Source organism: Pseudomonas sp. 25 R 14 (assembly GCF_900004755.1).
Classification (GTDB): Bacteria; Pseudomonadota; Gammaproteobacteria; order Pseudomonadales; family Pseudomonadaceae; genus Aquipseudomonas; species Aquipseudomonas brenneri.
The window spans coordinates 35,624-49,434 of the sequence record NZ_CVTS01000039.1; the positions used below are offsets into that span (position 1 = coordinate 35,624).

13 protein-coding genes and 3 pseudogenes are annotated in these 13,811 nt (G+C 58.3%); 6 read left to right on the forward strand and 10 right to left on the reverse strand.

Going from position 1 to position 13,811, the window contains the following annotated elements; translation table 11 throughout:
* Positions 1-90 precede the first annotated feature (90 nt).
* Both BFQ03_RS29785 and BFQ03_RS30235 read left to right on the forward strand, forming a co-directional pair.
* Positions 91-324, forward strand: a complete 234-nt coding sequence (locus BFQ03_RS29785) for a hypothetical protein (protein WP_139115683.1) — start codon at positions 91-93, stop codon at positions 322-324.
* A 58-nt stretch (positions 325-382) separates the two neighbouring features.
* Positions 383-475: pseudogene (locus tag BFQ03_RS30235) on the forward strand (IS5/IS1182 family transposase); the annotation flags it as partial.
* On the opposite strand, the pseudogene BFQ03_RS30615 reads toward BFQ03_RS30235, so the two are convergent.
* From BFQ03_RS30615 to BFQ03_RS11970, 3 genes and pseudogenes are all read right to left on the reverse strand, one after another.
* Positions 473-754 (reverse strand): annotated as a pseudogene (locus BFQ03_RS30615) (TraI domain-containing protein); the annotation flags it as partial. The pseudogenes BFQ03_RS30235 and BFQ03_RS30615 overlap by 3 nt on opposite strands.
* A gap of 5 nt (positions 755-759) precedes the next feature.
* Complete coding sequence (locus tag BFQ03_RS11965) at positions 760-1,551, reverse strand: hypothetical protein (protein ID WP_065943205.1); 792 nt, start codon at positions 1,549-1,551, stop codon at positions 760-762.
* Positions 1,548-1,811 carry a hypothetical protein gene (locus BFQ03_RS11970; protein WP_065943206.1) on the reverse strand — a complete coding sequence of 88 codons (264 nt, stop codon included), beginning with the start codon at positions 1,809-1,811 and terminating at the stop codon, positions 1,548-1,550. Before BFQ03_RS11970 ends, BFQ03_RS11965 begins: the two co-directional genes overlap by 4 nt.
* 150 nt (positions 1,812-1,961) lie before the next feature.
* Between BFQ03_RS11970 and BFQ03_RS11975 the strand changes: the two are divergent.
* From BFQ03_RS11975 to BFQ03_RS11990, 4 genes and pseudogenes are all read left to right on the forward strand, one after another.
* Positions 1,962-2,668 (forward strand): annotated as a pseudogene (locus BFQ03_RS11975) (IS3 family transposase); the annotation flags it as partial.
* An 8-nt stretch (positions 2,669-2,676) separates the two neighbouring features.
* On the forward strand, positions 2,677-2,892 hold the full coding sequence (locus BFQ03_RS30620) for a hypothetical protein (RefSeq protein ID WP_065943207.1): 216 nt from the start codon (positions 2,677-2,679) through the stop codon (positions 2,890-2,892).
* A 188-nt stretch (positions 2,893-3,080) separates the two neighbouring features.
* Entirely contained in the window at positions 3,081-3,371 is a 291-nt protein-coding gene (locus BFQ03_RS11985) for a type II toxin-antitoxin system ParD family antitoxin (RefSeq protein ID WP_065943306.1), read from the forward strand.
* 2 nt (positions 3,372-3,373) lie between these two features.
* Entirely contained in the window at positions 3,374-3,730 is a 357-nt protein-coding gene (locus BFQ03_RS11990) for a type II toxin-antitoxin system RelE/ParE family toxin (RefSeq protein WP_065943208.1), read from the forward strand.
* Between the two features lie 754 nt (positions 3,731-4,484).
* Here BFQ03_RS11990 and BFQ03_RS11995 read toward each other — a convergent pair.
* From BFQ03_RS11995 to BFQ03_RS12025, 7 genes are all read right to left on the reverse strand, one after another.
* Positions 4,485-5,771, reverse strand: coding sequence for a type II toxin-antitoxin system HipA family toxin (locus tag BFQ03_RS11995; protein ID WP_032860453.1), 1,287 nt, complete (start codon positions 5,769-5,771; stop codon positions 4,485-4,487).
* Entirely contained in the window at positions 5,764-6,081 is a 318-nt protein-coding gene (locus BFQ03_RS12000; RefSeq protein ID WP_032860454.1) for a helix-turn-helix domain-containing protein, read from the reverse strand. Before BFQ03_RS12000 ends, BFQ03_RS11995 begins: the two co-directional genes overlap by 8 nt.
* A gap of 345 nt (positions 6,082-6,426) precedes the next feature.
* The gene (locus BFQ03_RS12005) at positions 6,427-7,845 is read right to left on the reverse strand and encodes an aldehyde dehydrogenase family protein (RefSeq protein ID WP_065943209.1); all 1,419 of its coding nucleotides are present in this window, start codon (positions 7,843-7,845) and stop codon (positions 6,427-6,429) included.
* A gap of 14 nt (positions 7,846-7,859) precedes the next feature.
* The gene (locus tag BFQ03_RS12010) at positions 7,860-9,185 is read right to left on the reverse strand and encodes an omega-aminotransferase AptA (RefSeq protein WP_032860456.1); all 1,326 of its coding nucleotides are present in this window, start codon (positions 9,183-9,185) and stop codon (positions 7,860-7,862) included.
* Positions 9,182-10,699 (reverse strand): serine hydrolase domain-containing protein, encoded by a 1,518-nt coding sequence (locus BFQ03_RS12015; RefSeq protein WP_032860457.1) that lies wholly within the window; start codon positions 10,697-10,699, stop codon positions 9,182-9,184. The genes BFQ03_RS12010 and BFQ03_RS12015 overlap by 4 nt, the downstream gene beginning before the upstream one ends.
* A 67-nt stretch (positions 10,700-10,766) precedes the next feature.
* Positions 10,767-12,047 (reverse strand): OprD family porin, encoded by a 1,281-nt coding sequence (locus tag BFQ03_RS12020; RefSeq protein WP_032860458.1) that lies wholly within the window; start codon positions 12,045-12,047, stop codon positions 10,767-10,769.
* Between the two features lie 130 nt (positions 12,048-12,177).
* Complete coding sequence (locus BFQ03_RS12025) at positions 12,178-13,809, reverse strand: ABC transporter ATP-binding protein (RefSeq protein WP_065943210.1); 1,632 nt, start codon at positions 13,807-13,809, stop codon at positions 12,178-12,180.
* Positions 13,810-13,811: the final 2 nt, after the last annotated feature.

Sequence of the window (13,811 nt, forward strand, 5' to 3'; positions counted from 1 at the left end):
TAAGTTGAGCGCCCTTCGGCCAAGGGCGCTTTCATTATAAAGAGCAACCTGCTCCGGCGTAAGGGCCGGACTATGCAAGGAGACATAAACTTGACTGATGACGTCCGATCCGAAGACCAGCCACTTCCGCCCTGCTCCATCCCTGCATCATGCCAAATATCATTTCGGGGCATACCTGAAGGTGTTGAGTGGCAGGAAAAATTCATCGCCATTGCTCGAAAGGTGGTTGAAGCCGCTAGTTGCCACCATCAGCTCAATGAGGAGATTGAAATCACTGTCAAAACCCCTGAAATTCTTCATTCGTTAACCCCCAAAAAATCTTGAAAGGCGTTGCCTGACGGAGCTTTTTGTAAGCGGCGCATCAAATTTAAAATCAATGAATCGCTTCGACAAGCTCGCAAAAAGCTATGCCGCTATGGTTTCTCTGGCTTGTTCCATGCGGTGTTTGCGACATCTCTTTTCGTACAGTACCTAAGCTATGGTCCAAGAGGCCCCCAAGATGGACATGGTGATGGTTTTGAGAGGCATGGATTAGTTGCACCAACTCGGCGTAGCGCTCGAACGGATTAAGGTAGAGGGTGTTGAACTGAGTTCGCGAGAGCGAAGCCCGGCGGGAGATGTTCTCCAGGAGCTTCTGGCGGGGTGGGCTCTGCAGGAGAACAGCAGCATTCGCCGGCAGGTGGAAGCCTTGTGGTGAGGCTTATGACGTTGGTTTGGCCGCTTTGCGGCCTAGCTGGCGGACCTCTTGGCAAATGGCCGTCACTCGGTCGAGTTATGTATTGGATCGCTAGTTCCGCGATCGATCACAGCCTGTTCAGGCTTGATAATAGCCTCAGCGTTTCTTGCCGCTTCAATCTTATAAGTTACCTCTATTGGTATCATCCCTGAAGTGGAAGTCTCAATAGTGCATCCTTCATATTTAAAAGCCGCTGGCTTGGTTTTTCGTTTGTGGGATTTTTTATATATCTGGTCGCAAGAATTATTAGCACCAATAAATAACACGCGATCAAATGGAAAATTTGACTCGCTGAGGAAATATTCGGTCCAATCCTTCAGCCCATCGAGGTAAATTTTGTTTGTGGTTGCTATGATGTCGCTATAGCATAGGAGTACTAGCTCTACGAAACTTCCACTCTCAACGTAGGTTTGATATTTGTTTGCCTTATCTTTGATTCCTTCGAATATCCAATTGGGGCGCATTAGGTTTTCAATTTTTTTCATGGGTCTTTTAGGTGCGGTTCTGGTTGAAATCGCCTCCTCAATTTGGGTATGTATTTTCTCTCTGTCGGCCTTTCGATCATTGATATATGCGAGATGCTCCCGCGGATCGGCGGTGGTGATTTCTATTCCAACTTTTGACTCTTTTAACCAACCTCGTATTAGTTTTGAATGTGGCCTTGAGAGTATTATCGCTCTGTCAGGTTTATCCTTCTGGATTTCGCAAACAGTATAGGCTCTGTAAATACCTTCGAGATTGGGCGCTGCAAGATCTAAAATTGCTTGTTCGTGGTTTTCTTTCTTATCATTTTTTGTGCTTTTAGATTTCTTCATTTGGCGTGATCCATATTTCGTTGATTGTTCAGATTGCAGCCCTTTCGGATAAGGCTTTTACCCTTGTGGTCCATTGGTCTGCCGACCAGACTGAGCCGATCGTCTGCTCCACCGGGGTTGAACTCGGTGGGCGAAGCGACACCCTTCTCCCGCGACTTCTTCAACTCAATGCATTTTTCGACCATCTGGGAGCACAACATGTCAGAAGGCACCAACAGCCAAGCTCTGGTGAGCAACCCAGCGATCAGCGGTTCGAGCATCGTGTCGAGTTTCCCGGTCCCAGATTGAGGAGATGCACACCCAGTTGCGATAGGCGTCTGCGTATATCCCTGCCTCAAGACCATTACGGTTACCAGACCGAATGAGGAATAGTCTTGCCCAAATAATAACCATATGCTACCAACTAAATACAGGCGCGGTGTAGTCCAGCCAGCCGCAGCATCCTGTCACTGATGCGTGAGGACGGCGAGCAACTCGGTCGATTTAAAGTACGCCGCTTGATGCGCGAACTTGATTTAGTCAATAAACAACCCGGCTCACATGCCTACAAACGAGCGACAGTAGAAAGGCTTGATATCCCGAACACCTTGAACCGCGAGTTTGATGTGCCAGCCCCCAATCAAGTCTGGTGCGGCGATATCACCTACATTTGGGCGCAGGGAAAATGGCATTACCTAGCTGTAGATCGTGGATCTTTGTACGCGCCGGATAGTGGGCTGGACTCTGTCGGAAAAGCCGGACGCTGAACTGGTGATCAAGGCGATGGATATGGCCTACGAGCAGCGTGGCAGGCCATCGGGTCTATTATTCCACTCGGATCAAGGGTCGCCCAATATGCAAGCCGATTGTTTCGTCAGCGGTTATGGCGATATCGCATAGGTCAGAGCATGAGTCGCCGAGGAAATTGCTGGGACACGCACCGATGGAGCGAGTCTTCCGCAGCTTGAAAACGGAATGGTTACCGACCACGGGTTACCGAACGGCTCAAGAGGCTCAGCGCGACATCAGCCATTTTTTGATGCATCGGTACAACTGGATTCGACCCCGTCAATTCAACGGCGGGCTGGCGCCGGCTTGGGCCGAAGAAAAACTTAACGTCGTGTCCGGGATTAGTTGACCACTACAATGCCAACTGAATACTCACTAGGTGACGTCCTTGAGCGCTTGTACCAGAACCAGCTCGCCTTAGAGGCGGCCGTAATGGAGCTGACCTTAAGAGCTGAATGCTATGGTGCGACAGACACCGGCGAAAATGTTCGCGGTGCGCTACACACGATCGGTGAGAACGCCGGACACATTAAGCAAGGCTTGGCCAAACTGAAGGACCAAGGTCCACACTAGTCAAACTGCCGAAAACATCCCTGGTACGGCCTTTTTCTCGACTTCAACCGCGTGCTGTAGGGTCGGCGCAAAGAATTACCCGTATGACACAGTCCGTCAGATTAAAATCCAAAACAATGTTCTCAAAAGCAAAATGGCATAATATGCCAATGTTCGGAAAAACTGTTTACCGAAAGCTGGAGTTCAATATGGCAACGAGAAACGTTGTGCTCACCCCTCACCAGGAACATCTTATACATGACCTGGTGCAGTCCGGCCGTTATCAGAATGCCAGCGAAGTGATGCGAGAAGGTTTGCGTTTACTGGAGCAGCGCGTCGCCGAAGACACTGCCAAAGTTGAGGCCCTGCGTCAGGCGACCTCTATCGGCATCATGGACCTTGAGCAAGGGCGCTTTACTAAGTTGAACGAAGGGGATCTGGAGCACTACCTCGAGGGCTTGAGCCTGGAGGCAACCCTCCCCGCGCGCGAGAAACACTGAGCATGTCGCAGTATCGGATTTCCAACGCGGCGCGCGCCGACATTGTCGACATCCTCAGGCTCTCCCAGACGCAGTTCGGCGATCAAGCACGCCAGCGGTATCAGGCGCTAATCCTCGCCGCGCTGCAAGCGATTGCCGACACGCCTTATCGCATTGGCAGCTACGAACGCGGTGAGCTGGCACCGGGCCTTCGCAGCTATCACCTCATCTATTCACGCCAGCAGGCCAAACAGCCCCATGGGGCGGTCAAAAGCCCACGCCATATCGTGTTTTATCGTGTAGCAAGCGACGACGTGATCGAGGTCGTCCGATTCCTTCATGACGCCATGGAAGTGCAATTGCACTTGCCTAATGACTGATCCTGGCCCAAAGGCTTAGCTGTCCATGAACAGCGAAGGTAAGGCGCCCGCCTCAACATGCAACCTGAGCGCCTTCGCTGCCCGCCGACTCAGTGGCCAATTGAAGCGGGAGGTTATGGGCCCGACCGGATTATCGAGACCCACCACCAGAAGCACGATGCGCAACGTTGCCTGCCACTTTCAATACCGAACAGCCTCTTCTTAAGCGCTTTCCGTGGCCAGGCGCCTGGCATTACGCTCCGGTTGTCGATGGACACGCGGATCGATCTCCCTGGCGACCGGCGCCATTGCAACATCTCGCAGAGCATGAGCATTTCACGCTGCCAATTTCAGGACAAGTGCTGAAAGACGGCCCGGACAACTCCGATTAAGGATATCGACTCATCTAACGACCAAGAATTTGCCAGATTCGGGTTGGTCATCCAGTACACAAAGGCGCACTGAATGCCAGTCACGGCCACCCCGCTCCGGGTCAGAAATCGCCATTCGCGATCGCTCGCCCACCCTGTGCAATTGGGGGCAAAACTGGGGGCAAAATTGGTTTTTTTCAGGCTGTAAATACCGATCTAGAGCCAAGTCAAAATGTTTTTTGGGGACCCGGACAGTCTCTAGGTGTCGGCGGGCAGGCTGTTCAACTGATCATTTCTGCCTTTCCACAAACCATGGAGCTCCATTCACTTCCAGTGGATTGCTACATTGGGGGCATATCTGAGGGCATGCTTTGATAAGGAGAGTCGCCCGCTCCTCCCAATCTTCACCGGCGACCGCTGCCCGCATGACCGTGGTGTAACCGGGCTACGTTCTGATCGATGCGGTCTTGGATCGTTCGCAAGGTGTCTCGAGTAATAACCTGCGGGTATAGGTTCTCGGCGATGCTTGCAAATCGGCTCGCCACATCGCAAATGCCGTCAATCATTCTACCGGCAACGTCCGGGGGCACCTCGGCTTCCTCGGCAAGCCGAAGCATTTGCGTGCGGGAAATCGATAGGGCTTCTCCCATCACATCCATCTGGTGATATCCACCTGGCCCCTCGCAGAAGGTCACATCGTAAGCCGGGGACAGTTGCCACTGGCCGTCTTGCGACATGATGTAGGCAAAGTTTTTGGAGTGATCGTCTCGGTTGTTGAACGCAACATTGAAGACAGCACGTTCGAAGGCCACCGCCATCTCTCGCACGTCGTTGGTGCACATCTGTGTTGCCCGCAAGAAGTTGACGTAGTCCAACACCCCCGGAGACCGGTAATTCGCCCCCGTAAAGGCCGCGAGGCTTTGCATGGGTACGCGCATACCATCCCGACGGTCAAATCGCTTACTAGCAAACGCAGCCAACCCATTAGGCAGACTGAAGTACTGCGTGTCAGGGGTGTTGATGCCGCACATGCGCAGGCACTCGGCGTAGACCATTTCGATAGCGCACACCTCGGCATGCTCTTCTTTCGCCGGGAACTTGACCAACCAAGCTTCAAAGCCTGCCGTAACGGCAGTGGTAAAACGGCCAGTTTCGGGGTCGCGATAGACGAGGGCCTTAGGCCTTGCACCTTGAGGCGAGCCACCCACCAGCAGCAACGTCTGCAGGAACTCACCACCGTCTCCATGGAGCACTTCCTGCACTTGGACAGCAAGCTGTTCCAGCGGGATGTGGACTTCAGACTCCTGCCCTTCGGGCGCCACGGGCTCAAACGTCATGGCACCCATTGCATTGCTACCGATGTAGGCCAGCCGTTCCAGTGAGCCGATGCGCGCCGTGGTGAGCCCGCGGCGCCTGAACATACGGTCCATCAGCAACATGCCCCACCCATCCGGCAACGCATCGTAAACAGGCCCTGGTAAGTACAGTTGGTGGTCTGGAAAATCTTGGCGCAACTTAGCCCCCTCCAGCGGCAGCGTGTAGGAGGACAGTTCCAAGCCCCGTTGCCTGGCTTCATTGCTGTACTCGAACACGATCAGCGGGCGACCGGTCAGGGCAGTTGTGGAGACCAGCGTGCCCCATTGCCATCGTTCACCCCAGCCCTCGTAGAAGACGTTCACCTGCTCAAGCATTGCCGGACTTCCTCTTTGTACGGAGGCGATTGGCGCTGTTTTCGTAGCGTCGAATATCCTCGATGCTGTCCAGCTTTGGCAGGAACAGGCCTTCAAGTTCCTTGATTCGACCAAGAGCAATCGCCACACGGACGACGTTCTCGAATCCGACATTGCGCCCTGCTTCAAGGTTGGACACTGTGTTTGTGCCGATGCCGGCACGTCCGGCCAAGTCGGCTTGCGTCATGTCCAGCGCCAAGCGCTCTGTACGCAGGCGATCGCAGAGGCGCTTGACGACCTCACTCGGCTTGCTGAAGCTTAAATCCAACATAGTGTGCACCAAACCAATTCCGTGCCAGTTAATCCACAAAATTATAGAATTAACGACCAACCCTATCAAGTAACTTAACTCACAGAACCTGTGGCTTATCGAATAATTTCCAGCTATAACCACAATATAATGGATTTACCTACCATAAAAGCCAAAAAAATGAGAACTATTGGCGCCGTTAAGAGCCGTATTCTGGGTTAAGGCTGACTTGCGCCCGAGCCCAGTTAGCGTTGGGTGGGAAAATGGGGCACGCTAGAAATTTCGAGACCTGAAATCGCCGTACTAGAGCCCACTCAAAATGTTCTTTGGGGATCCAGAGAGTCTCTGAAAAACCGGCTGAAACCGCTAATACCCAAACAGCGACTTGCTCTCCAGATACTCGTCAAACCCGTACTCGCCCCACTCACGACCGTTGCCCGACTGCTTGTAGCCGCCAAACGGCGCGGCCTGGTCGGCACGGGCACCATTGAGGTGGACCATGCCGGTACGCAGTTGACGGGCAACCTGGCGGCTGCGTTCAAGACTGGCCGAGGTGACGTAGCCAGACAGGCCATAGGGGCTGTCGTTGGCGATGGCTATCGCCTCGGTTTCGCTGTCATACGGGATGATCGCCAAGACCGGGCCGAAGATTTCTTCGCGCGCCACCAGCATGTCCGGTGTGACATCGGCAAATACAGTCGGTCGCACGTAGTAACCACGCTCAATACCTTCAGGACGCCCTGCTCCCCCAGCAGCCAACTGCGAACCTTCGGCGATGGCCTGGGCGATCAAGGCCTGGACCCGAGCGAACTGCATGCCGTTGGCGACAGGGCCGATAGCCATGAGCGGGTTGCTGTCGTCGTAACACACCTGCGCGAGCACTTGCCGGGCGATCTCGATCACCGCCGGTTGCTGTGCACGCGGCACCAACAGGCGTGTCGGCGCGTTGCATGACTGGCCACTGTTGCGCATGCAGCCCATCACCCCATGATGCACCGCGCTGGGCAGGCAGGCATCGTCGAGCAGGATATTCGCGGATTTGCCGCCCAGTTCCTGGGACACACGCTTGACTGTCTCCGCCGCCGCCTTGGCCACCGCGACGCCCGCGCGGGTGGAACCAGTGAAAGACACCATGTCCACCTCGGCATGGCTTGCCAGCGCGGCGCCCACCCCGGGGCCGTCGCCGTTGACCAGGTTGAACACACCCTTGGGCACCCCGGCCTCATGCAGCACCTGGGCAATGATTCGGGCCGACAACGGCGCACGCTCACTGGGTTTGAGCACAACGGTGCAACCCACCGCCAGCGCTGGCGCGAGCTTGCAGGTGAGTTGGTTGAGCGGCCAGTTCCAGGGCGTGATCAGGGCGCACACGCCGATGGGCTCGCGCACCACCAGCGTATTACCCAGGCGTCGTTCGAAGCGGTACTCGCGTAGCACCTCCAACGCCTGTGTCAGGTGGCCCAGGCCTGCCGGCACATGGGCACTGCGGGCCAGGGACAGCGGTGCGCCCATCTCCAGGTGCACCGCTTCAATCAACGCCTCGCTGTGGTGTTTGTAGGCTTGGATAATGCGTTGCAGCAGTTCGATGCGTGCCTCCAGAGAACTCGCCGCGAACCCCGCAAACGCTTGCCTGGCCGCGCTGACCGCACGGTCCACGTCATGGCTATCGCCAAGGATAATGCGCCCGACAACCTGCTCGGTAGAGGGGTTTACCACGGTTTCGACGGTTGTACCGTGGGGCTGGACCCAGGCACCGTCAATATAGAACTCAAACAGGTCCGACATGCTTTGGACTCCCTTCAGGCCACGTGTTTCAGGGCGCTCGCCAGGGTGTCGAACACCTGGGCGATCTCCTGTGGGCTGATCACCAGCGGTGGCGATATCACGATGGTGTCGCCCGAGCCGCGCACCAGTACGCCGTTATCGAAGCACCACTGCGCAACTTCGCTACCCCGCGCACCTGGAGCGCCTGGACGCGGCTCAAGTTCAACGGCGCAGAGCAAACCGATAGCGCGTACGTCCAGCACCGGTCCGACGCCCTGCAACGCGAGTGCGGTCGACTGCCAGAGCCCGCTCACAGCGTTGACGTGTTGGTTGATGCCCAATTCACGATGCACCTCAAGGGTCGCCAACCCGGCCGCACACGCCAGCGGATGCGCCGAATAGGTGTAGCCGTGCATCAGTTCAATGACATTGGCCGGCCCGGCCATGAACGCTTCATATACCGCACCGCTGACCAGTACCCCACCCATGGGTACCGCGCCGTTGGTCAGGCCTTTGGCGGTGGTGATCAGGTCCGGGGTCACGCCGAAGGCTTGCGCGGCAAAGGCAGCACCGACACGACCAAAGCCGGTGATCACCTCGTCGAAAATCAGCAGCACGCCGTGCCGCGTGCAAATCTCACGCAGGCGCTGCAAATAGCCCTGGGGCGGTGGGTAAACGCCGCCTGAACCGGTCACTGGCTCGACAATCACGGCGGCCACGGTGCTGGGGTCCTGGATGTCCAGCAACTGTGTCAGCGCATCGGCGTAACTGGCGCCCTGCTGCGGCTGCCCGACGCTGAAACGCATCCCCGCGTCATACGGCAGCGGCAGGTGCGAGACCTCCCCCAGCAGCGGGCCAAAGTCACGCTTCTGACGGCCGATGCCGGAGACCGACAGCCCACCGAAGCCCATGCCATGATAGCCCTTGGCGCGCCCGATAAACTGGGTACGGCGGCAGTCGCCACGCGCCTGGTGATAAGCCCGCGCGATCTTCAGCGCGGTGTCCACCGCCTCAGAGCCCGAGTTGGTGAAGAACACTTGCTCCATGCCGGCGGGGCTGATTTCGATCAGGCGCTCGGCCATTTCCAAGGCCTGGGGGTGGCTCATCTTGAATGACGACACAAAGTCCAGGCGCCCCGCCGCTTCACGAATGGCTTCGACGATTTTCGGCTGGCCATGCCCAGCGTTGACGCACCACAGCCCCGCCATCGCGTCGAGTACGCGGCGTCCATCGGTGGTGGTGTAGTGCATGCCGTCGGCACTGGCGAACATCATCGGTTGTTGCTGGAACTGACGCATCGGGGTAAACGGTGCCCAGAACGCGCCGCTGGCGGAACCTGAAGGGTTGGAAAGATCGTTCATGGCGACTCCTGCAAAGCAATGGTTGGATGGCCGGTCAGCGTCGGGCGCTGCAACGGGCCTGCGTTAACGTTGACGCTGCGGTCCACAGACAAGATGCCGTGTTCGATGCGGCAAGTGACCTGGTCACAAAACGCGGTCTCGACAAACTGCCAGGTCATGCACAACACCCCGTCGTCGCTCCAGCGCGCCTGCGCGACCACCGGGGTGAGCTCCGGCTGATATTGGTGATGCAGATAGTGGCCGGTCATGCTGGTCTGGCTTTCGATGCCATCGGCCAGCCCGGCGCGAATACAGTGGGTGCCACGGGGGTCGGTGAGGTAGAAATCACAATGTTCACTGCCGAACTGCAGGCGTACCTCGTTGACCTGGTCTTCATTGGCCTCGATGACGAACGTGCCGCTGAACTCGGCCTGGCGCGGTGAGTGCGAAGCACCGGACATGACGGGCCGCTGCTGGTGCGCCAGCAACGCCGCCAGTTCGGCATCCACCGCGCCGTCGGTGGGCACGCCCAGCGCCGGCAACAGGTGTTCCCAGAGCAAGCTGTGCAAGCGCCGCTCGCCCAGTGGCAGCCCGGCGGTAAACGCAATCACCGCGTTATGGCGGGGCAACACGATGCACTGCTGGCCAAACACGCCTGAGGCGTAATAACCACCGTGCTGGGTCATCCACCACTGATAGCCGTAGCCTTCGCGGCGCGTGATCCCGGCGTCGCTCGACTCGTCACGGCCCAGGTAGCGCTTGCCATCGAAGGCGCCCATCCACACATCATCGACCTGCCCACGGGTGGCTTCGGCCACCCATTCGCGGGACAGCAATTGCTGCCCCTCCCAGTTGCCTTGTTGCAGATGCAGCACGCCGAACTTGAGCAGGTCTTCGGTACGGCAACTGAGGCCATTGCCGCCGGTGTTGAAACCTCCTGGCGCAAGGTCCCACTCGATCGGGCCCATGCCCATGGGCTGGAAGATCCGCGCGTTGCACAGGTCGAACGCCGTCTGGCCGCTGACCACACTGACAATCGCCGAGAGCATGAAGCTCGATGCACTGCTGTAGATGAAGCGTTGCCCTGGCGGGTCTTCGACCGGCTCGCTGAGGAACAATTTGACCCAGCTGTCACTGCGCCCGCGCCAGGCCCCGCCGGAGATGCCCTGGCGATGTCCGGTGCGCATGGTCAGCAAATCCCGCACGGTCATGGCCGCCAAGTTGGCGCTGATGGATGACGGGCAATCTGCGGCAAAAAAATCCACCACCTTGGCGTCCAGCGACAGCACACCGTCATCCACTAACAGGCCGACGGCCATGGCGATCCAGCTTTTGGTCGCCGAGTGCTGAACATGCAGGCGTGCAGCGTGATAAGGCGCCCAAAATGCTTCGGCCACCACCGCACCGTCGCGGTAGAGCATGAAACTGTGCAATTGCAGGCCCGCAGCGTTCACCGCATCGATGAAATCACTTACGCCACGCGCCGATACGCGTTGTTGGCTGGGCCGTGCCCGGCGCAACGGCAAACTCGTCATCTGATCTATCCCCTTATTTCCACTGCCTGGGCATGCAACAGGCGGTGCCTGCTGCATGCCATTACCGCTACCAGAGCGCCACGGTGTAGCCCAGGATCACTCTGTTTTCGTTGGTGTCACGGGCGAAGTTGCTGGTGGCACTGGCGTTCTGCCAGCGCAGCGACACGTCCTTGAACGTACCGTTCTGCACCACATAGCCGAGGCTCAGGTCCCTCTCCCACTCGCGCCCTTCGCCGTTGAAGCCGATGACCTTGGCGTTGTCGCCCTTGGCATAACGCGTCGAGAACAGCAGGCCCGGAATGCCCAGCGAGGCGAAGTCATAGTCGTAACGGGCATGCCACACGCGCTCTCCGGTCTGGGAGAAGTTGGCCAGTTGGTACTCGGTAAACAGGTAGGTGTTGGTACCGTCCACATACGTGAACGGCGTCGAACCGTATTGCGCCTGGTAACCGCCGCTGAGGTTGTGTCCGTAGAGGCCGTAGCCGATACGGGTACTCAACGCCCGGTTATCCACCTTGCCGGCCAGGGCTGCCGCGTCTTCACTGGCGTTGAAGTAGCGGATGTCCGTCTTGAACGTGCCCGGGCCCCACTTGAAGCTGTTTTTCAAACCCAGGTAATGCTGTTGGTACAGGCTTTCCAATTGCGCGAATTGGTAAGTCACGAAGGTCGTCGGCGTCAGTGCGTACTCACCGCCGGCATAGCGGAACTCATCGCTTTTGGCGCTGCTTTTATAGGCGCCATATTGGCTGGTGAGCCCCATGTCCTCATAGTGAGTCGAGTCGCGCTGCTTGACCTGGTCCAGTTGGCCCGCGGTCAGTGTCAGCTTGTCGATGTCCTTGGAGGTGAGTGCCGTGCCGCTGAAACTCTGCGGGAACAGGCGGCTCAGGTTCGGCTGCAAGGTCGGCAGGTCAGGCACCATATAGCCCACGCGCAGTTCGCTTTTGGCCAGGCGCGCCTTGCCGGTGATGCCGAGTTTGGAGTAGTTGTCGTGGGCGCGGCGGGCGTAGCTGGGGGAGCCTGGCTCAGCTGTGCTTGAGCGCGCCAGCAGCCCGGTGCCGGAGTTGTCCGGGCTCGAATCGAGCTTCACACCCAACATGCCGACCGCGTCCAGGCCAAAGCCCACCGTACCGTCGGTAAAGCCCGATTCGACCTTGAGGATAAACCCCTGTGCCCATTCGGCGCGCTTGTTCTGCCCGCTGGATTCGCGGTAGTCGCGGTTGAAGTAGTAGTTCTTCAACTCAAGCACGGCTTTGCTGTCGGCGACAAAGTCGGCCTGGGCAAACAAGGGCATGAAACCGGCGCCCATGACGCTGGCACGGGTGACAACTTTGTTGATGCGGTTCTTCATGTGTAGGTTCCTGGCAGACAGGTTGAGTGGGGTTGTTTTTGTTTTCTTCGGCCATGGCTTCGCCTGCTTCACACATCGTCGATGTGCGAAGGGTTGGGTTTGCATGCCAAGGCCTGGGGTGCAGCGGTACCTAAATCACACTGGCGCGGAGGCGGTAACTACCGTCCGCACGTTTTTCCAAGGGGCTGGCCGCCGCGAGTAGCCGGCGGGTGTAAGGGTGTTGCGGGGTATCGAAAATCGTGTCACGCGGGCCGATTTCGACCACTTCGCCCTGGTTCATCACCGCCACGCGATGGGCGATGCGCTCCACCGCCGAGAGGTCGTGGGAAATGAACAGGCAGGCAAAGCCATATTGGCATTGCAGACGCTCGAACAATTCGAGGATTTGCTTCTGGATGGTCATGTCCAGTGCCGAAATCGGCTCATCGGCAATCACCAGTTTGGGCCGTCGTACCAGCGCCCGGCCAATCGCCACCCGCTGGCGCTGGCCGCCGGACAGTTGATGGGCAAAGCGCTCGCGAAATTGCTCGGGCAAGCCCACGTCCGCCAGGGTCTCGGTGACTCGCTGGCGCTTTTGCGCAGGCGTCAGGGCTGGCTCGTGGCGCAGCGGCTCGGCGATGATCTGGCCGACCGTCATGCGTGGGTCGAGGGATGAATACGGATCCTGGAAAATCATCTGGCATTGCAGGCGATGCGCCCGATTGGCGGCCTTCAGGATGTCCACGCCCTGGAACAGGATCGCCCCGGCACACGGGTTGACCAAGCCGACGACCGCACGCCCGAGGGTGGTCTTGCCCGAGCCGCTGCCGCCGACCAGGGCCAGGGTCTCGCCCGCAGCGATGCTCAGGTTTACCGAGTGCACCACGCGCTTGGGCTCGCTGCGCCCCCAGAAACTGCGAGGCCCCGGGTGTTCGATACACACCTCCCGGACCTGCAACAACGCGCTGTCGGCCGTTGGCAAGGGTACGAGTTCGCCGCGCCGAGGCAGGGCTTCGAGCAACTGCCGGGTGTATTCGGCCTTGGGGGCGAAGAGGATATCTTCGATGCGCCCCTGCTCCACCGCTTTGCCCGAGCGCATCACCACCACTTTGTGGGCATAACGCGCCACCAGGGACAGGTCGTGACTGATAAACAGAATCGCGGTGCCCTGCTCGCGGGTCAGTTCCAGCATCAACTCGATCACGTCCAGTTGTGCCAGGCAGTCCAGGGCCGTGGTGGGTTCGTCAGCGATCAACAGCGCCGGGCGCAGCAACATCACCGAGGCCAGCATGATGCGCTGGCGCATGCCGCCGGAGAATTGGTGCGGGTAGGATGCCAGGCACTTTTGCGCGTCCTTGATGCCGATGCGTTGCAGCATGGCGATACAACGCTCGCGGATCGTTGCCGCATCCAGTGCGGTATGCAGCTTGAGCGCCTCGCTCATCTGCCGGCCAATGGTCAGCGCAGGGTTGAGCGAGACCATCGGTTCCTGGAACACCATGCCGATCCGCGCGCCACGCAGCTCACGCATGGCCTTGGCATTGCGGCTGTCCAACGCTTGGCCCTGGAAGGTGATGCGCCCGCCGCAGACCTGCATCGGTGCCGGCAGCAGGCCAATGGCAGCGCGTGCGGCCATGGTCTTGCCGCTGCCGGACTCACCCACCAGTGCGACGATTTCGCCCGGGGCCAGGGTGAAGCTGAAGTCATCGACGGCCAGCGGACCGTCCACGCCGACACGAATCTGTAGACTTTCAACGGCCAGTAAAGGCACTGGAGCACTCATGC

Excerpts from the sequence above, each read along its gene's own strand:
- BFQ03_RS11965 (WP_065943205.1), bottom strand. The coding sequence starts at position 1,551 with ATGAAGAAATCTAAAAGCACAAAAAATGATAAGAAAGAAAACCACGAA.
- BFQ03_RS11970 (WP_065943206.1), bottom strand. The coding sequence starts at position 1,811 with ATGCTCGAACCGCTGATCGCTGGGTTGCTCACCAGAGCTTGGCTGTTG.
- BFQ03_RS30620 (WP_065943207.1), top strand. The coding sequence starts at position 2,677 with ATGCCAACTGAATACTCACTAGGTGACGTCCTTGAGCGCTTGTACCAG.
- BFQ03_RS11985 (WP_065943306.1), top strand. The coding sequence starts at position 3,081 with ATGGCAACGAGAAACGTTGTGCTCACCCCTCACCAGGAACATCTTATA.
- BFQ03_RS11990 (WP_065943208.1), top strand. The coding sequence starts at position 3,374 with ATGTCGCAGTATCGGATTTCCAACGCGGCGCGCGCCGACATTGTCGAC.
- BFQ03_RS11995 (WP_032860453.1), bottom strand. The coding sequence starts at position 5,771 with ATGCTTGAGCAGGTGAACGTCTTCTACGAGGGCTGGGGTGAACGATGG.
- BFQ03_RS12000 (WP_032860454.1), bottom strand. The coding sequence starts at position 6,081 with ATGTTGGATTTAAGCTTCAGCAAGCCGAGTGAGGTCGTCAAGCGCCTC.
- BFQ03_RS12005 (WP_065943209.1), bottom strand. The coding sequence starts at position 7,845 with ATGTCGGACCTGTTTGAGTTCTATATTGACGGTGCCTGGGTCCAGCCC.
- BFQ03_RS12010 (WP_032860456.1), bottom strand. The coding sequence starts at position 9,185 with ATGAACGATCTTTCCAACCCTTCAGGTTCCGCCAGCGGCGCGTTCTGG.
- BFQ03_RS12015 (WP_032860457.1), bottom strand. The coding sequence starts at position 10,699 with ATGACGAGTTTGCCGTTGCGCCGGGCACGGCCCAGCCAACAACGCGTA.
- BFQ03_RS12020 (WP_032860458.1), bottom strand. The coding sequence starts at position 12,047 with ATGAAGAACCGCATCAACAAAGTTGTCACCCGTGCCAGCGTCATGGGC.
- BFQ03_RS12025 (WP_065943210.1), bottom strand. The coding sequence starts at position 13,809 with ATGAGTGCTCCAGTGCCTTTACTGGCCGTTGAAAGTCTACAGATTCGT.